Genomic DNA, 18,373 nt, shown 5'->3' with positions numbered 1-18,373 from the left:
TTTTCATGCATAACCAGGCTCCGATTCAACGTAGAAAATCGAAACGGATTTACGTTGGGAATGTGCCAATCGGCGATGGGGCTCCTATCGCCGTCCAGTCGATGACCAACACGCGCACCACGGATGTGGAAGCCACGGTCAATCAAATCAAAGCATTAGAACGCGTCGGCGCGGACATTGTCCGCGTTTCCGTGCCAACCATGGATGCCGCCGAGGCGTTCAAACTGATCAAACAACAGGTCAGTGTCCCGCTGGTTGCAGATATTCACTTCGACTACCGTATTGCACTCAAAGTCGCCGAATATGGCGTTGACTGCCTGCGCATCAACCCAGGTAACATCGGTAACGAAGAACGTATCCGCATGGTGGTGGACTGCGCGCGTGACAAAAATATTCCAATCCGTATCGGTGTAAACGCCGGTTCTCTGGAAAAAGATCTGCAAGAAAAGTATGGCGAGCCAACGCCGCAGGCGCTGCTTGAATCGGCTATGCGCCATGTGGATCATCTGGATCGTCTTAACTTCGATCAGTTCAAAGTCAGCGTGAAAGCTTCTGATGTTTTCCTGGCGGTGGAATCTTACCGTCTGCTGGCCAAGCAGATCGATCAGCCACTACACCTGGGGATCACCGAAGCTGGTGGCCTGCGTAGCGGTTCCGTAAAATCGGCGATCGGTCTGGGGCTGCTGCTCTCGGAAGGGATCGGCGACACCCTGCGTGTCTCTCTGGCAGCCGATCCGGTTGAAGAGATCAAAGTCGGTTTCGATATCCTGAAATCACTGCGTATCCGCGCGCGTGGGATCAACTTTATTGCCTGCCCAACCTGTTCGCGTCAGGAGTTTGACGTGATCGGTACGGTGAATGCCCTTGAGCAGCGTCTGGAAGACATTATCACCCCGATGGATGTGTCCATTATCGGTTGTGTGGTGAATGGTCCAGGTGAAGCGCTCGTGTCAACGCTTGGCGTAACCGGTGGTAACAAGAAAAGTGGTCTCTATGAAGATGGTATTCGTAAAGATCGTCTGGATAATAGCGACATGATCGACCAGCTTGAAGCCCGCATTCGCGCCAAAGCCACGATGATGGATGAAGCGCAGCGTATCAGCATCCAGCAGGTTGAAAAATAACGTGATGGGAAGCCGCTCGCTTCCCATGTATGATTGAACCCATTCTTTGGGTTCTTTTTTGTATATAGAAAGAGAATAAACGTGGCAAAAAACATTCAAGCCATCCGCGGCATGAACGATTATCTGCCTGGCGAAACCGCCATCTGGCAGCGCATTGAAGGCACACTGAAACAGGTGCTCGGCAGCTACGGTTACAGCGAAATCCGTTTGCCGATTGTAGAGCAGACCCCGTTATTCAAACGCGCGATCGGCGAAGTGACCGACGTGGTTGAAAAAGAGATGTACACCTTTGAGGACCGCAACGGCGACAGCCTGACACTGCGTCCGGAAGGTACGGCGGGCTGCGTACGCGCCGGCATCGAACATGGTCTCCTGTACAATCAGGAGCAGCGCCTGTGGTACATCGGCCCGATGTTCCGCCACGAACGTCCACAGAAAGGTCGTTACCGCCAGTTCAACCAGTTAGGTGTTGAAGTCTTTGGTCTGCAAGGTCCGGACATCGATGCCGAACTGATTATGCTGACTGCTCGCTGGTGGCGCGCGCTCGGTATTTCTGAGCACGTTTCTCTGGAGCTGAACTCTATCGGTTCTCTGGAAGCACGTGCGAACTACCGCGATGCGCTGGTTGCGTTCCTGGAACAGCATAAAGAGTCGCTGGACGAAGACTGCAAACGTCGCATGTACAGCAACCCGCTGCGTGTTCTTGATTCTAAAAACCCGGAAGTTCAGGCGCTGTTGAACGATGCACCTGCGCTGGGTGATTACCTGGACGATGATTCTCGCGAGCACTTCGCGGGTCTGTGCAAACTGCTGGAAGCAGCAGGCATTGCTTATACCGTCAACCAGCGTCTGGTGCGCGGTCTGGATTATTACAACCGTACCGTTTTCGAGTGGGTAACGAGCAGCCTCGGCTCACAGGGAACCGTATGCGCAGGCGGTCGTTATGACGGTCTGGTTGAACAGCTTGGTGGCCGTGCGGCACCTGCCGTTGGTTTTGCAATGGGCCTTGAGCGACTTGTTTTGCTGGTTCAGGCAGTTAATCCGGAATTTAAAGCAGATTCCGTTGTCGATATATACCTGGTGGCCTCAGGCGCGGATACGCAGTCTGCGGCAATGCAGCTTGCCGAACGCGTTCGTGATGAACTGCCGGGCGTTAAGCTGATGACCAACCATGGCGGCGGCAACTTCAAAAAACAGTTTGCTCGTGCCGATAAGTGGGGCGCAAGTGTTGCACTGGTGCTGGGTGAGTCTGAAGTGGCTAACGGCGAAGTGGTGGTTAAAGACCTGCGCTCTGGTGAGCAAACAACGGTAACGCAGGATGGCGTTGCGGCGCACTTGCGCGCTTTGACTTCCTAAGGAGAAGAACTGCGTGGAAATTTACGAGAACGAAAACGACCAGGTTGATGCGATTAAACGCTTCTTTGCTGAAAACGGTAAAGCACTGGCTGTTGGGGTAATTTTGGGTGTGGGTGCGTTAATGGGCTGGCGTTACTGGAACGGTCATCAGGCTGATTCCGCGCGTGGCGCTTCTCTGGCGTATGAAAACACCATCAGCGCTATCCGTGCCGATCAGCCGCAAACGCTGACCGCTGCCGAGAAATTTTCTGCTGAAAACAAAAACACCTACGGTGCGCTGGCCGCACTGGAAGTCGCGCAGCAGTTTGTTGATAAAAATGAGCTGGATAAAGCGGTAGCACAGCTGTCACAAGGCCTTGCTGCGGCGAGTGATGAGAACCTGAAAGCGGTCATCAACATGCGTCTGGCGCGTATCCAGGTTCAGCAGAAAAAAGCCGATGATGCGCTGAAAACGCTCGATACCATCAAAGGTGAAGGCTTTGCGGCCATTGTTGCCGACCTGCGCGGTGAAGCACTGCTGAGCAAAGGTGACAAAGAGGGCGCGCGTAAAGCGTGGCAAGCTGGCGTAGATAGCAAAGCTTCACCTGCGCTGAGCGAAATGATGCAGATGAAAATAAATAATTTGTCCGTCTGAGAGGGACCCGATGCAATTGCGTAAATTACTTCTGCCAGGACTGCTTTCTGTTACGTTATTGAGTGGCTGTTCACTGTTCAGTGGCGAAGAAGATGTTGTAAAAATGTCCCCGCTGCCGACGGTTGAAAACCAGTTTACCCCGTCAACCGCGTGGAGCTCTTCCGTCGGTGACGGTATTGGTGAATTTTATTCCAACCTGCACCCGGCATTTGCTGACAGTGTTGTCTATGCGGCTGACCGTAAAGGCACGGTAAAAGCACTTAATTCCGATGACGGAAAAGAAGTGTGGTCCGTTAACCTGGCGGAAAAAGATGGCTGGTTCTCCCGTAAGCCTGCACTGCTCTCTGGCGGCCTGACGGTTGCTGGCGGCCACGTCTATGTGGGCAGTGAAAAAGCGCAGGTTTACGCGCTGAACACCAGTGATGGCTCAATCGCATGGCAAACCACGGTGGCTGGCGAATCGCTGTCCCGCCCGGTTGTGAGCGATGGTCTGGTTCTGATCCACACCAGCAACGGCCAGTTGCAGGCGCTGAACGAAGCCGACGGTCTGGTGAAATGGACGGTAAACCTGGATATGCCTTCACTGTCTTTGCGCGGTGAATCTGCTCCGGCATCTGCTTTTGGCGCGGCGATTGTTGGCGGCGACAATGGTCGTGTCAGTGCGGTACTGATGCAGCAGGGCCAGATGATTTGGCAGCAGCGTATCTCTCAGGCAACCGGTTCAACTGAAATTGACCGCCTGAGCGACGTGGACACAACGCCAGTTATCGTCAATGGCGTGGTTTACGCGCTGGCTTATAATGGTAACCTGACCGCGCTGGACCTGCGTAGCGGCCAGATCATGTGGAAACGTGAGCTGGGCTCTGTGAATGATTTCATCGTTGATGGCAACCGTATTTATATGGTTGATCAGAACGATCGCCTGCTGGCACTGAACACCGAAGGTGGCGTAACGCTGTGGACGCAAAGCGATCTGCTGCACCGTCTGCTGACGGCACCGGCGCTGTATAACGGCAGCCTGGTTGTGGGTGATAGCGAAGGTTATATGCACTGGATTGACCCAGAAACGGGTCGCTTCACTGCTCAGCAAAAAGTTGACAGCTCTGGCTTCCTGACCGAACCAGTTGTGGCTGATGGCAAACTGCTGATCCAGGCAAAAGACGGCACGCTGTACGCGATCACGCGTTAATTACTCAGCGGTTGTTGTATACTAAACGGCTCCTGTTAATTCAGGGGCCGTTTTGACTTTTTTAAAAACGCCGCGAAAGCGACGTGATTTTGAATTTTATGAGGCTTCAAACATGGTACCTGTGGTCGCGCTTGTCGGGCGCCCTAACGTTGGAAAATCCACTCTTTTTAACCGTTTAACACGCACCCGTGATGCGCTGGTTGCGGATTTCCCGGGGCTGACGCGTGACCGTAAGTACGGTCGTGCAGAAGTGGAAGGACGTGAGTTCATCTGCATCGATACCGGCGGTATTGATGGAACTGAAGACGGCGTCGAAACCCGTATGGCGGAACAGTCTCTGCTGGCTATCGAAGAAGCAGACGTTGTTCTGTTTATGGTCGATGCTCGTGCAGGCCTGATGCCAGCGGACTCCGCTATCGCTAAACATCTGCGCGCGCGTGAAAAGCCAACCTTCCTGGTGGCCAACAAAACTGACGGCATCGATGCCGATCAGGCTGTTGCTGATTTCTGGTCTTTAGGTCTGGGTGATATCTACCCAATCGCCGCTTCTCATGGCCGTGGCGTGACCAGCCTGCTCGAAACCGTTCTGCTGCCGTGGGTTGACGAAGTGAACCCGCCGGAAGAAGTGGACGAAGACGCCGAATACTGGGCGCAGTTCGAAGAAGGTGAAGAGGGCGAAGAAGAAGAGCCTGAAGAGGCATTCAACCCGCAGGATCTGCCTATTAAGCTGGCGATTGTGGGCCGCCCAAACGTAGGTAAGTCTACGCTTACTAACCGTATTCTGGGTGAAGAGCGCGTGGTCGTTTACGACATGCCTGGCACCACGCGTGACAGTATCTACATCCCGATGCAGCGCGATGAACGTGAGTACGTACTTATCGATACTGCCGGTGTGCGTAAACGTGGGAAAATCACCGATGTGGTGGAAAAATTCTCCGTTATCAAAACCCTACAGGCAATCGAAGATGCCAACGTGGTGCTGCTGGTTATCGATGCGCGCGAAGGGATCTCCGATCAGGATCTGTCGCTGCTGGGCTTTATCCTCAACAGCGGTCGCTCACTGGTTATCGTCGTCAACAAGTGGGACGGCCTGAGCAATGAAGTGCGCGAGCAGGTGAAAGAGACGCTGGACTTCCGTCTGGGCTTTATCGACTTCGCGCGTGTGCACTTTATCTCTGCGCTACACGGTAGCGGCGTGGGTAACCTGTTTGATTCCGTTCGCGAAGCCTATGACAGCTCTACCCGTCGTCAGAGTACTGCGATGCTGACCCGTATCATGAATATGGCAGCAGAAGACCATCAGCCGCCGCTGGTGCGTGGTCGTCGCGTGAAGCTGAAATACGCTCACGCCGGTGGTTATAACCCGCCAATCGTGGTTATCCACGGTAACCAGGTGAAAGATCTGCCGGATTCCTACAAACGTTATCTGATGAACTACTTCCGTAAATCGCTGGATGTGATGGGCACACCTATCCGTATCCAGTTCAAGGAAGGGGATAACCCGTTTGCCAACAAGCGCAATACCCTGACGCCAAACCAGATGCGTAAGCGTAAGCGTTTGATTAAGCACATCAAGAAAAGCAAATAATCATTGCCTGCTTTCATATAACCCGCGTATTTCGCGGGTTTTTTTTCGTCTGAACCTGTCGTATGTTTCTCTGTGTGATGTCAATCACTATTCGTTATTAGCCAATTTTAAATCTGAGAAAGTAGACGATTGTCGAACTTTCATCTTAAAGGCCTGCTGTTGGTACTAGACAAAACTGGCACCAGGTTATCAAATGGTTAAATAACTCTTCGCCGCAGGCAAAAAATCGGCCAGATATATAACTGGTCGGCGTGTTTTGCGGTGTTTACAAGCACGACGACATACCTTCTCGGGAGAATTATGCAATCCTCTGTTAATCAAAAAGAAAGCCGAACGTTCTTCGGCCATCCGTATCCGCTTGGCTCACTGTTCTTTACTGAAATGTGGGAGCGCTTCTCGTTTTACGGTATCCGCCCGTTACTCATTCTGTTTATGGCGGCAACCGTTTATGACGGCGGCATGGGGCTGGCACGTGAGAACGCGTCTGCCATCGTGGGGATTTTTGCCGGTGCGATGTACCTCGCTGCGCTGCCGGGCGGCTGGCTGGCAGATAACTGGCTCGGCCAGCAAAAAGCCGTCTGGTACGGCTCTATTCTGATCGCCCTTGGCCACCTGTCGATCGCACTGTCTGCTGTGATGGGGAATAACCTGTTCTTCATCGGCCTGATGTTTATTGTGCTCGGCTCTGGCCTGTTTAAAACCTGTATCTCGGTGATGGTCGGGACCCTGTATAAAAAAGGCGATGCACGCCGTGACGGCGGTTTTTCGCTGTTTTATATGGGCATCAACATGGGGTCGTTCATTGCTCCGCTGATCTCCGGCTGGCTGATTAAAACCCACGGCTGGCACTGGGGCTTTGGTATCGGTGGTATCGGGATGCTGGTGGCGCTGGTTATCTTCCGCGTGTTTGCCGTTCCATCCATGAAACGTTATGACAGTGAAGTTGGCCTGGATTCCACCTGGAACAGCCCGGTCGTGAAGCGAAAAGGCGTGGGTGCCTGGCTGCTGGCGCTGGCCGTGGGTGTGGCTATTGTTGTGACGCTGATTGCGCAGGGTGTAATTGTCATTAACCCGGTAGCGGTTGCCAGTACGCTGGTTTACGTCATTGCCGCGTCTGTTGCTCTGTACTTCATCTATCTGTTTGTTTTTGCCGGCCTCAACCGTAAAGAGCGCGCCAGACTGCTGGTGTGTTTCATCTTGCTGGTTTCTGCTGCATTCTTCTGGTCTGCATTTGAGCAAAAGCCAACCTCGTTCAACCTGTTTGCTAACGACTACACTAACCGCATGATCGGCGATTTTGAGATCCCGGCGGTGTGGTTCCAGTCAGTCAACGCCCTGTTTATCATCATTCTGGCACCGGTATTTAGCTGGGCATGGCCGAAGCTTGCGAGCATGAACATTCGCCCGAGCAGCATCACCAAATTCGTTATCGGTATTCTGTGTGCCGCAGCGGGCTTTGGCCTGATGATGCTGGCCGCGCAGAATGTGCTGGCTAACGGCGGGGCAGGGGTTTCTCCGTTCTGGCTGGTAGGCAGTATTCTGATGCTGACGCTGGGCGAGCTGTGCTTAAGCCCGATTGGTCTGGCGACCATGACGCTGCTGGCACCGGAAAGAATGCGTGGTCAGATGATGGGCCTGTGGTTCTGCGCAAGCGCGCTGGGCAACCTGGCGGCTGGCCTGATTGGCGGGCATGTGAAGGCCGATCAGCTTAATATGCTGCCGGATCTGTTTGCCCGCTGTTCTGTCGCACTGCTGATTTGTGCCGCGGTACTGATTGTGCTCATTGTTCCGGTACGCCGGATGCTGGAAAATACCCAGACTAAACCGGCCGCTGACGCCTGATAAAACCTCGATGTTGCCGGGGCAGGCGTAATGCCCCGGCAATTTACTCAACGAGGTAAGCACATGCTGTTAGGGTTTGTTGGACTTGGCTCCGTAGTTGAAACGGCATACCTGCCTGCTTTACGACTTCGCTTTAGCGACTCGCTACAGTGTCTGGGGTTTGATGTTGACCCCGCAAAACAGCCCGACGGCGTGACGCGATGCACATCACTTTCTGAACTCCTCACCCAACCTCTCGACACCCTGTTTATCACCACGGCTTCTCTGCACCATCTTGAGGTGCTTGAGCAGGCGCTGGCTTCCCCGGTCCCGCGTATTGTGGTCGAAAAACCTATCGTCGCAACGCTTGCCCAAATCGAAAAACTGAAAACACTGCTGGCCTTGCCCGGTGCGGCTAGCCGCGTGCTGGCGCTCGATCACTGGATGGCGCGTCTCGGTACCGTGCAGCATGGGCTGGTCGATACCGTGGCTGATATTGTCAGTATCGAAGGATTTCTTCAGGAGCCGAGTGGATTTAACGCGGCGGGTGAGCCCATTGCGCTGAACTTTGCCACCGGCGAGCCGGATACACGCACACTTCGCCACCCGGATGGCGTTATCCTGGATATCGGCACGCATGTGCTGGCGATGATGCGTGAAACCTTGCGTTATCTGGGGGGAAAGGGCGATATGACCTTGCAGGTGGTGGCCGCGAAGGACCGCCTGGGGCGGGGTATCGGGAAAGGGGATTTGACCACCGCAGAGGGCGAGGCACACCTTCAGGGGCAGATCAGCGGCGTGCCGGTCGATCTCTGGCTAAACAAATATGCCGGGCCGTCTGGCGGGCAAAAAGGGCTGCGGATTTATCTGTGCGACGGGCGCATCATCAGCCACGACAGACGCGGTGCAGAAGATGTTCTGGAGCATATTGATGGCGCGGACATTCAGCGCTGGCAGGTGCCAGGCTCTATCTATGAGCACTGCCTGGCCGGGCATATTCTGGGGTCACAAAGTCTGTTCGGACGCAATCCGCAGGAAGTACCCCGCACAACGCAACGCAGGATTGAAGAGGTTGAGCTGCTGCTGACATTACAGCAACAGCTGCGTGGCCTTCATTAAGCGCATCGTGATAAAATTAACGCAGTAATGAATACCTGGCCAAAGGAGTCACTATGTCGATTATCTGCCCGGATTGTCATGCAGAGCTGGAGCCACAGAACGGTGTGGCGCACTGTGAACAGTGTAACAACGATATTGCGCTGGAAGCGCGCTGCCCGGAGTGCCATAAGCCGCTCCAGGTGCTAAAAGCCTGCGGTGCAGTGGATTATTTCTGCCAGAACGGCCACGGGTTGATCTCTAAAAAACGTGTGGAATTTGTGCCGGTTTAATCCGGCTTTTTCTTCCGCGTTTTTTTCGCAGCGGTCACTCCTTTCACTTCGCTTTCCACCCAGCCATCTGACAGGCGGGTGGTGAGCACATCACCGGCTTTCACTTGTCTGGTCTGCTTCAGCACTTTGCCATCCGTTGCGGTTGTCACGCTGTAGCCACGCGCCAGCGTAGAGAGCGGGCTGACGGCCTCAAGATGGGTTACGGCATTCCCAAAGCGTTCACGGGTGCTGCTCAGCCGTGCACGCAGGTTCTCTGCCAGACGAAACTCCAGCTGCTGAATCCGCGTTTGCGCGCGATAAATTTTCGGCTGCGGGTTCTGCTGGTTCAGGCGCTGGGTCACACGCTGCTGGCGTGATACCGCGCGCTTAAGCTGATTATCCAGCGCAAAGTTCATCCGCTGACGCAGGCGATCCAGCACGGTCTGCTGACGCGCCAGACGCAGCTGAGGGTGCTGCTGTTGCAGGCGATGATGAAGCTGCGTAAAGCGGCGGGTGCGATTCGCGAGGAAATAATCCATCGCCATTTCAAGACGCTGCTGCCCGTTCTGAAGCTGGCGCAGTAACTCCAGCTGATTGCGGCTCACCACTTCTGCCGCCGCTGACGGCGTTGGTGCGCGCAGATCCGCCACAAAATCAGCGATGGTCACGTCTGTTTCGTGCCCGACGGCGCTCACCACCGGGATAAGGCTGGCAAAGATGGCCCGCGCCACCCGCTCGTCGTTAAAGCTCCACAAGTCTTCCAGCGAACCGCCGCCGCGACCGACGATCAGCACGTCACACTCCTGACGCGCGTTGGCCAGCTCTATTGCGCGGACGATTTGCGCCGGCGCATCGTCACCCTGAACGGCTGTCGGGTAGATGATGACGGGCAGGGAAGGATCACGGCGCTTAAGCACGTGCAAAATATCGTGCAGGGCTGCGCCGGTCTTAGAGGTGATGACGCCCACGCAGTGCGCAGGTGAGGGCAGTGGTTTTTTGAACTGCTGGTCGAACAGCCCCTCTGCGGAGAGTTTGGCTTTTAACTGTTCGTATTTTTGTTGCAGTAAGCCTTCACCCGCAGGCTGCATACTCTCAACAATAATCTGATAGTCACCGCGTGGTTCATACAGGGTGATATTGGCGCGAACCAGAACCTGCTGACCATGCTGCGGGCGGAAGGTAACGCGACGATTGCTGTTGCGGAACATCGCACAGCGTACCTGGGCGGTATCGTCTTTTAGCGTAAAGTACCAGTGGCCGGATGACGGTTGGGTGAAGTTCGAGATTTCACCGCTGATCCAGACCTGCCCCATTTCCTGCTCAAGCAGTAAACGAACCGTTTGATTTAGGCGGCTGACAGTAAAAATTGAGGGGGCTTGAGAGGATAACATGTGAGCGGGATCAAATTCTAAATCAGCAAGTTATTCAGTCGATAGTAACCTGCTGAGAGGGGATCGCAAGTATTTTTTATAAAAAAGTGTGGATGCAATCGGTTACGCTCTGTATAATGCCACGGCAATATTTAACCACCCAGGTCAGAGATATTGCCCATGCTACGTATCGCTAAAGAAGCACTGACGTTTGACGACGTCCTCCTTGTTCCCGCTCATTCCACCGTTCTGCCGAATACTGCCGACCTCAGCACGCAGTTGACTAAAACCATTCGCCTGAACATTCCTATGCTCTCTGCGGCAATGGACACCGTGACTGAAGCGCGCCTGGCTATCGCCCTGGCACAGGAAGGTGGCATTGGCTTTATTCACAAAAACATGTCTATCGAGCGTCAGGCTGAAGAAGTTCGCCGCGTGAAGAAACATGAATCCGGTATCGTCACCGACCCACAGACCGTTCTGCCAACCACCACGCTGCACGAAGTTAAAGCCCTGACCGAACGTAACGGCTTTGCCGGTTACCCGGTTGTGACTGAAGCCAACGAACTGGTCGGTATCATTACCGGTCGTGACGTGCGTTTCGTGACCGACCTGAACCAGCCTGTCAGCGTTTACATGACGCCGAAAGAGCGTCTGGTGACCGTTCGTGAAGGCGAAACGCGTGAAGTGGTCTTCGCGAAAATGCACGAAAAACGCGTTGAGAAAGCGCTGGTTGTGGATGCGAACTTCCACCTGCGTGGCATGATCACCGTTAAAGACTTCCAGAAAGCAGAACGTAAACCAAACGCCTGTAAAGACGAGCATGGCCGTCTGCGCGTAGGTGCTGCGGTTGGCGCGGGTGCTGGCAACGAAGAGCGTGTTGATGCGCTGGTTGCGGCAGGCGTTGACGTGCTGCTGATTGACTCCTCTCACGGCCATTCCGAAGGCGTTCTGCAACGTATCCGTGACACCCGTGCGAAATACCCTGACCTGCAAATCATCGGCGGTAACGTGGCGACTGGCGCAGGCGCTCGTGCTCTGGCTGAAGCCGGTTGCAGCGCGGTGAAAGTGGGTATTGGCCCTGGCTCCATCTGTACTACCCGTATCGTGACCGGCGTGGGCGTTCCGCAGATCACCGCCGTTTCTGACGCGGTTGAAGCGCTGGAAGGCACCGGTGTTCCGGTTATCGCTGATGGCGGCATCCGCTTCTCTGGCGACATCGCTAAAGCCATCGCCGCTGGCGCTGCTGCCGTGATGGTAGGCTCCATGCTGGCCGGTACTGAAGAATCCCCGGGTGAAATCGAACTCTTCCAGGGTCGTTCTTACAAATCTTACCGCGGTATGGGCTCCCTGGGCGCGATGTCCAAAGGCTCTTCTGACCGTTACTTCCAGACCGATAACGCCGCTGACAAACTGGTACCGGAAGGTATCGAAGGTCGCGTTGCCTATAAAGGCCGTCTGAAAGAGATCATTCACCAGCAGATGGGCGGCCTGCGCTCCTGTATGGGTCTGACCGGCTGTGGTACCATTGACCTGCTGCGTACCAAAGCGGAATTCGTACGTATCAGCGGTGCGGGTATCCAGGAAAGCCACGTTCACGACGTGACGATCACCAAAGAGTCCCCGAACTATCGTCTGGGCTCCTGATTTTCTTCGCCCGACCTTGTGTCGGGCGATTTATTTAATCTGTTTCACTTGCCTCGGAATTAGCGTCAATGACGGAAAACATTCATAAACATCGCATTCTCATCCTCGACTTCGGTTCTCAGTACACTCAACTGGTGGCGCGCCGCGTGCGTGAACTGGGCGTTTACTGTGAACTGTGGGCGTGGGATGTCACGGAAGCACAGATTCGCGAATTCAACCCAAGCGGCATCATCCTGTCCGGCGGCCCGGAAAGCACCACCGAAGAGAACAGCCCGCGCGCACCGCAGTACGTGTTCGAAGCAGGCGTTCCGGTATTCGGCGTGTGCTACGGGATGCAGACCATGGCAATGCAGCTGGGCGGCCACGTTGAAGGTTCTAACGAGCGTGAGTTCGGCTATGCGCAGGTTGAAGTGGTTACCGACAGCGCGCTGGTGCGCGGTATCGAAGACTCCCTGACCGCAGACGGCAAACCGCTGCTGGATGTGTGGATGAGTCACGGCGACAAAGTGACCGCTATCCCGGCTGATTTCGTGACCGTTGCCAGCACCGAAAGCTGCCCGTTCGCGATTATGGCGAACGAAGAAAAACGCTTCTACGGCGTACAGTTCCACCCGGAAGTGACCCACACCCGTCAGGGGATGCGGATGCTGGAACGCTTCGTACGTGACATCTGCCAGTGTGAAGCCCTGTGGACTCCGGCAAAAATCATCGACGACGCCGTTGAGCGTATTCGCCAGCAGGTTGGCGATGACAAAGTGATCCTCGGCCTGTCCGGTGGCGTTGACTCCTCCGTGACCGCGATGCTGCTGCACCGTGCTATCGGCAAAAACCTGACCTGCGTATTCGTGGACAACGGTCTGCTGCGTCTGAACGAAGCTCAGCAGGTTATGGACATGTTCGGTGACCACTTCGGTCTGAACATCGTTCACGTGGAAGGCGAGAAGCGCTTCCTCGATGCGCTGGAAGGTGAAAACGATCCAGAAGCCAAACGTAAAATCATTGGCCGCGTCTTCGTAGAAGTGTTCGACGAAGAAGCGCTGAAGCTTGAAGATGTTAAATGGCTTGCACAGGGCACTATCTACCCTGACGTTATTGAATCTGCTGCCTCTGCAACCGGTAAAGCACACGTCATCAAATCTCACCACAACGTGGGCGGCCTGCCGAAAGAGATGAAGATGGGTCTGGTTGAACCGCTGCGTGAGCTGTTCAAAGATGAAGTGCGTAAGATCGGTCTGGAGCTGGGTCTGCCGTACGATATGCTCTACCGTCACCCGTTCCCGGGTCCAGGTCTGGGCGTGCGTGTGCTGGGCGAAGTGAAGAAAGAGTACTGCGACCTGCTGCGTCGTGCGGATGCTATCTTCATCGAAGAGCTGCACAAAGCTGACCTGTACAACAAAGTGAGCCAGGCGTTCACCGTGTTCCTGCCGGTTCGTTCTGTAGGCGTGATGGGCGATGGCCGTAAGTACGACTGGGTTGTTTCCCTGCGTGCGGTGGAAACCATCGACTTCATGACTGCACACTGGGCGCACCTGCCGTACGACTTCCTGGGCCGCGTGTCCAACCGCATCATCAACGAAGTTAACGGTATTTCCCGCGTGGTGTATGACATCAGCGGTAAGCCACCGGCTACGATTGAGTGGGAATAATCCCCCTCTGATCTAACCCCAAAACCCTCTGCCTGCGCAGGGGGTTTTTTATTTCCTCACTTCCCCTCACCCAGCCGATACGCCAGCGCTACCACCAGCGACTGCACCAGGCACAGCGTTGCCGACTGAGACCGGAACGCATCCACCTGCGCCTCTTTCACCACAAAACAGAGATCGCTGAACGTCGCCAGCGGGCTAATCTGGCTGTCGGTAATCACAATCTGTCGCGCGCCGACGCTGGCGGCAGTTTCGCTGACCATCACCGTCTCTTCCGCGTACGGCGAGAAGCTGATCGACACCACAATGTCCCGCGCTTTAATGCGGCTGATCTGCTCGCGCAGCATCCCGCCCATGCCGTCGAGCAGAATAGGGCGGCACTCCAGGTGGCTCAGAGCGTAGGTCAGATAGGCAGCGACGCTAAAGGAGCGGCGTAAACCGGCGATGTAGATGGTATCGGCGTCGGCCAGCAGCTGTACCGCGCGCTCCAGCATTTCCGGTTCGGCGCGGGCGGCCAGCTGCTGCAGCGCCTGCGCGTTTGAACGGGCGAACTCTTGCAGGATATCGAGCGGCGTTTCCGGCACGGCCTCGCTCTCCATTTCGCGGAACAGCCGGGCGCGGTCGCTGTAGCTGGCGGTTTCTTCCACCAGATTCATACGAAACAGCTGTTTCATTTCGTTGAAGCCGGTGAAGTCAAAGGCGTTGGCAAAGCGGATCAGCGTCGACGGCGGCACGTCGGCGCGCTCGGCAATGACGGCAACCGTATCAAAGGCCACGCTGTTAGTGTTATCCAGTACATAGCGGGAGACCTGCTGCAGCCTCTTGCTCAGGCTATCGTAGCGATCGCGGATTTGCTGCTGCAGTTCGTTCAGGCTGGTTGCTGTCGTCATGTTATCCCCCAAATACAGTCATATGATTCTAAACGCAAAACCGCGTCTTTTAAATGTCGGCCATCCATCTGGCAGCAAAAATGAAACAGAAGCTTCAGTCATTTCCTCGCCTGAAATGCCTTAATAGCGCACGCTGCGTCAGTGTTGTTGGCTGTTAACATAAAAATCCATCCTTGATCACAATAATCATCATTTATTTTATTTCAACTTAAAATGGAATATTTGTTTCATATATAGTGTTCTGTACACAGTGTTCAGGTCACAGTCACGTATCAACAGCGAGAGGTTAAGGATGGAGACGGTAGCGAATTTTATTCACGGCGAATGTGTCACCGGTTCAGGCCAGCGCGTTCAGGCGATCTTCAACCCGGCCACTGGCGAGCAGATCCGCCAGGTGGTGATGAGTACGGCACAGGAAACCGAACAGGCCATTGCCGCCGCGCAGCAGGCGTTTCCGGCGTGGGCGCGTCAGGCTCCGCTTAAGCGCGCGCGTGTGATGTTCCGCTTCAAGGCGCTGCTGGAAGAGAACATGGAGCGACTGGCCCGCCTCATCAGCGAAGAGCACGGCAAAGTCTTCTCCGATGCGGTGGGTGAACTGACCCGCGGCCTGGAGGTGGTGGAATTTGCCTGCGGCATCCCGCATCTGCAAAAGGGCGAACACTCGGCGAACGTCGGTACCGGCGTCGACAGCCACTCGCTGATGCAGCCGCTTGGGGTCTGCGTTGGGATCACGCCGTTTAACTTCCCGGCGATGGTGCCGATGTGGATGTTCCCGATTGCGCTGGCGACCGGCAACACCTTCGTGCTGAAACCGTCGGAAAAAGACCCTTCGCTGGCACTGGCGCTGGCGCAGCTGCTGAAAGAGGCCGGCCTGCCGGACGGCGTGTTTAACGTGGTGCAGGGCGATAAGGAGTCCGTTGACGTTCTCCTGACCGACCCGCGCGTGCAGGCGGTGAGTTTTGTCGGCTCCACGCCAATTGCGGAATACATATACCAGACCGCATCCGCTCACGGTAAGCGCTGCCAGGCGCTGGGCGGCGCGAAAAACCACTGCATTTTAATGCCGGATGCAGACATGGAGATGGCGGCCAACGCCATTATGGGCGCAGGCTTCGGCGCAGCGGGGGAACGTTGCATGGCGCTCTCGGTGGTGGTGGCGGTGGGCGATAAAACTGCCGATGACCTCTGCGCCCGGCTGGAAAAACAGATTGCCGCGCTGCGCGTTGGGCCGGGTCTGGACCAGACGCCGGAAAACGAAATGGGGCCGCTTATCTCCTCCGCGCACCGCAGCAAGGTGCTGGGCTATATCGACAGCGGGGAAGCGCAGGGGGCGAAACTTCGCGTGGACGGTCGCGGCTTCAGCGTGAAAGGGCACGAGCAGGGCTACTTCGTCGGGCCGACGCTGTTCGATAACGTCACCCCGGAGATGACCATCTATAAAGAAGAAATTTTCGGCCCGGTGCTTTCTGTGGTGCGTGTAGCAGATTACGCCAGCGCGGTGGATCTGATTAACCGCCATGAATATGGTAATGGCTCGGCGATCTTCACCCGCGACGGCGGCTGCGCACGCCGCTTCTGCGAAGAGGTGCAGGCGGGCATGGTGGGGGTCAACGTGCCGATCCCGGTACCGATGGCATTCCACAGTTTTGGCGGCTGGAAGCGCTCGATTTTTGGTGCGCTCAACGTCCACGGCAACGACGGTGTGCGCTTCTACACCCGAATGAAAACCATCACCGCGCGCTGGCCGGAAATGCAGCAGGAGACAGTCGCTGCGTTCTCCATGCCGACGCTGGGCTGACAGGAGGTTTTATGCAAACCGAACGTATGACCATGGCCCAGGCGCTGGTCCGGTTCCTGAATCAACAGTACGTCAGCGTTGACGGCAACGAAACGCCCTTCGTGGAGGGCGTGGCCACCATATTTGGGCACGGCAACGTGCTCGGTATTGGCCAGGCGCTGGAGCAGGATCCGGGCCATCTGCAGGTGATGCAGGGCTGCAACGAGCAGGGCATCGCCCATATGGCGACGGGATTCGCCAAACAGCACCGGCGTCAGCGTATTTTTGCCGTTACCTCTTCGGTCGGGCCGGGCGCCGCCAATATGGTGACCGCCGCGGCAACCGCTACGGCGAACCGCATCCCGCTGCTGCTGCTGCCAGGAGATATCTACGCCAGCCGCCAGCCGGACCCGGTGCTGCAGCAGATCGAGCAATATCACGATCTCAGCATCAGCACCAACGACTGCTTCCGCCCGGTATCCCGCTACTGGGACCGCATCAACCGGCCGGAGCAGCTGATGAGTGCCATGTTAAGTGCGATGCGAACGCTTACTGACCCCGCCAATACCGGGGCGGTGACCATCTGCCTGCCGCAGGACGTGCAGGGCGAAGCCTGGGATTATCCCCTGAGCTTCTTCGCGCGTCGCGTGCATCACATCGAACGTCGTCCGCCTGATCCGCAGCGTCTGGCGCAGGCGCGGGCGCTGATCGCCCGCAAGCGTCGTCCGCTGGTGGTGTGCGGCGGCGGCGTACGTTACTCCGGCGCGCATGAGGCGTTTCGTGAATTTGTCGAGACGCTGCAACTGCCGTTTGCCGAAACCCAGGCCGGGAAGGGGGCGATGGTAAGTGACCACCCACTTAACCTGGGCGGCGTAGGGGTGACGGGGGGAATGGCCGCCAACCAGCTCGCGCCACAGGCGGATTTAGTGATTGGCGTCGGCACGCGCCTGACCGACTTTACCACCGGCTCCAAGGCGCTCTTTTCCCATCCGGACGTCGAATTCCTGCTGCTGAACGTGGCCGAGTTTGACGCCCTGAAGCTGGACGCCACCGCGCTGGTTGCCGATGCCCAGACCGGGCTGCAGGCCTTGACCCGCGCGCTCGGGGATTACCGCAGCGGTTGGGGAGAAGAGATCGCCCAGGCGCAATCAGCCTGGTGCGATGAGTGCCGCCGTCTGTGGGATCGCCAGTGGCATCCGGCAGATACACCCGAAGTGGCGGGGCACCTGGACTCGCAGCTGGCGGAATACGGCGAGACGCTTAACACCCGCCTGACCCAGACGCGGGTGCTGGGGCTGATCAACCAGCATATTGAAGATAACGCCATCGTGGTGGGCGCGGCCGGTTCGCTGCCGGGAGATTTACAGCGTCTCTGGCAGGTCAAAACGCCGGACAGCTATCACCTGGAGTACGGCTACTCCTGCATGGGTTACGAGATTGCGGCCGCCATTGGTGCCAGGCTCGCCAGGCCAGAGCAGCCGGTGTACGCCATGGTGGGGGACGGCTCCTACATGATGCTGCACTCCGAACTGCAAACCGCGGTGCAGGAGGGCATTAAGGTCACCATTTTGTTGTTTGATAACGCCAGCTTCGGCTGCATTAACAACCTGCAAATGGGGCACGGGATGGGCAGCTTTGGCACGGAAAACCGCCAGCGAAACCCAAAAACCGGGCGGCTTGACGGACCGCTGGTGAAGGTCGACTTTGCGCAAAACGCGGAAAGCTACGGCTGCCGCGCGTGGCGGGTAAATGATGAGCAAAGTCTGCTGGCGGCGCTGGAGGCGTCACGCGCGCATCCGGGCCCGACGCTGCTGGACATCAAAGTGCTGCCGAAAACCATGACCCACGATTACGCCGCGTGGTGGCGAACCGGCGATGCGCAGGTGGCAGAGTCATCTGCCGTGCGCGAAGCTGCTCTGCTAACGCAGGCGCAGGTGAAAAAAGCCCGGCAGTATTAAGTTTTCCCG

Annotated in this window: 14 protein-coding genes; 12 read left to right on the top strand and 2 right to left on the bottom strand. The window is 56.3% G+C overall.

Annotation, left to right across the window (positions count from 1 at the left end; translation table 11 throughout):
• The first annotated feature begins 5 nt into the window (after window positions 1–5).
• From ispG to N1249_RS16040, 8 genes are all read left to right on the top strand, one after another.
• Window positions 6–1,124 (top strand): flavodoxin-dependent (E)-4-hydroxy-3-methylbut-2-enyl-diphosphate synthase, encoded by a 1,119-nt coding sequence (gene ispG, locus N1249_RS16075; protein ID WP_014071333.1) that lies wholly within the window; start codon window positions 6–8, stop codon window positions 1,122–1,124.
• Window positions 1,125–1,205: 81 nt separating this feature from the next.
• The gene (gene hisS / locus N1249_RS16070; RefSeq protein WP_217187362.1) at window positions 1,206–2,480 is read left to right on the top strand and encodes a histidine--tRNA ligase; all 1,275 of its coding nucleotides are present in this window, start codon (window positions 1,206–1,208) and stop codon (window positions 2,478–2,480) included.
• Between the two features lie 13 nt (window positions 2,481–2,493).
• Window positions 2,494–3,114 carry a YfgM family protein gene (locus N1249_RS16065; protein WP_259831048.1) on the top strand — a complete coding sequence of 207 codons (621 nt, stop codon included), beginning with the start codon at window positions 2,494–2,496 and terminating at the stop codon, window positions 3,112–3,114.
• Window positions 3,115–3,124: 10 nt separating this feature from the next.
• Window positions 3,125–4,303, top strand: a complete 1,179-nt coding sequence (gene bamB, locus N1249_RS16060) for an outer membrane protein assembly factor BamB (protein ID WP_014071330.1) — start codon at window positions 3,125–3,127, stop codon at window positions 4,301–4,303.
• Window positions 4,304–4,415: 112 nt separating this feature from the next.
• Complete coding sequence (der, locus tag N1249_RS16055; RefSeq protein WP_259831046.1) at window positions 4,416–5,891, top strand: ribosome biogenesis GTPase Der; 1,476 nt, start codon at window positions 4,416–4,418, stop codon at window positions 5,889–5,891.
• Between the two features lie 300 nt (window positions 5,892–6,191).
• Window positions 6,192–7,733: a peptide MFS transporter gene (locus N1249_RS16050; protein WP_259831044.1), complete on the top strand. Its 1,542-nt coding sequence runs from the start codon at window positions 6,192–6,194 to the stop codon at window positions 7,731–7,733.
• A gap of 63 nt (window positions 7,734–7,796) precedes the next feature.
• Entirely contained in the window at window positions 7,797–8,831 is a 1,035-nt protein-coding gene (locus N1249_RS16045) for a Gfo/Idh/MocA family oxidoreductase (protein ID WP_259831034.1), read from the top strand.
• Window positions 8,832–8,884: 53 nt separating this feature from the next.
• Complete coding sequence (locus tag N1249_RS16040; protein ID WP_014071323.1) at window positions 8,885–9,100, top strand: zinc ribbon domain-containing protein; 216 nt, start codon at window positions 8,885–8,887, stop codon at window positions 9,098–9,100.
• Here the strand turns inward: N1249_RS16040 and xseA are convergent.
• On the bottom strand, window positions 9,097–10,470 hold the full coding sequence (gene xseA, locus N1249_RS16035; protein ID WP_259831032.1) for an exodeoxyribonuclease VII large subunit: 1,374 nt from the start codon (window positions 10,468–10,470) through the stop codon (window positions 9,097–9,099). The genes N1249_RS16040 and xseA overlap by 4 nt on opposite strands.
• A gap of 159 nt (window positions 10,471–10,629) precedes the next feature.
• Between xseA and guaB the strand changes: the two genes are divergently transcribed.
• A complete protein-coding gene (guaB, locus tag N1249_RS16030; RefSeq protein ID WP_014071321.1) occupies window positions 10,630–12,096 on the top strand; it encodes an IMP dehydrogenase in 1,467 nt (488 codons plus the stop codon).
• Between the two features lie 68 nt (window positions 12,097–12,164).
• Window positions 12,165–13,742, top strand: coding sequence for a glutamine-hydrolyzing GMP synthase (gene guaA, locus N1249_RS16025; protein ID WP_014071320.1), 1,578 nt, complete (start codon window positions 12,165–12,167; stop codon window positions 13,740–13,742).
• Window positions 13,743–13,798: 56 nt separating this feature from the next.
• Here the strand turns inward: guaA and N1249_RS16020 are convergent, their stop codons facing one another.
• Window positions 13,799–14,629, bottom strand: a complete 831-nt coding sequence (locus tag N1249_RS16020; protein WP_008502123.1) for a MurR/RpiR family transcriptional regulator — start codon at window positions 14,627–14,629, stop codon at window positions 13,799–13,801.
• Window positions 14,630–14,921: 292 nt separating this feature from the next.
• Here N1249_RS16020 and N1249_RS16015 point away from each other — a divergent pair, with 292 nt between their 5' ends.
• Both N1249_RS16015 and iolD read left to right on the top strand, forming a co-directional pair.
• A complete protein-coding gene (locus N1249_RS16015; RefSeq protein WP_259831028.1) occupies window positions 14,922–16,427 on the top strand; it encodes a CoA-acylating methylmalonate-semialdehyde dehydrogenase in 1,506 nt (501 codons plus the stop codon).
• Between the two features lie 11 nt (window positions 16,428–16,438).
• Window positions 16,439–18,364 carry a 3D-(3,5/4)-trihydroxycyclohexane-1,2-dione acylhydrolase (decyclizing) gene (iolD, locus tag N1249_RS16010; RefSeq protein WP_259831018.1) on the top strand — a complete coding sequence of 642 codons (1,926 nt, stop codon included), beginning with the start codon at window positions 16,439–16,441 and terminating at the stop codon, window positions 18,362–18,364.
• Window positions 18,365–18,373 lie beyond the last annotated feature (9 nt).

The sequence above is a fragment of the Enterobacter sp. CP102 genome (genome assembly GCF_025152625.1).
Classification (GTDB): domain Bacteria; phylum Pseudomonadota; class Gammaproteobacteria; order Enterobacterales; family Enterobacteriaceae; genus Enterobacter; species Enterobacter soli.
Note: the sequence above shows the minus strand (reverse complement) of the source record. Positions and strands in the feature narration are given on the sequence as shown.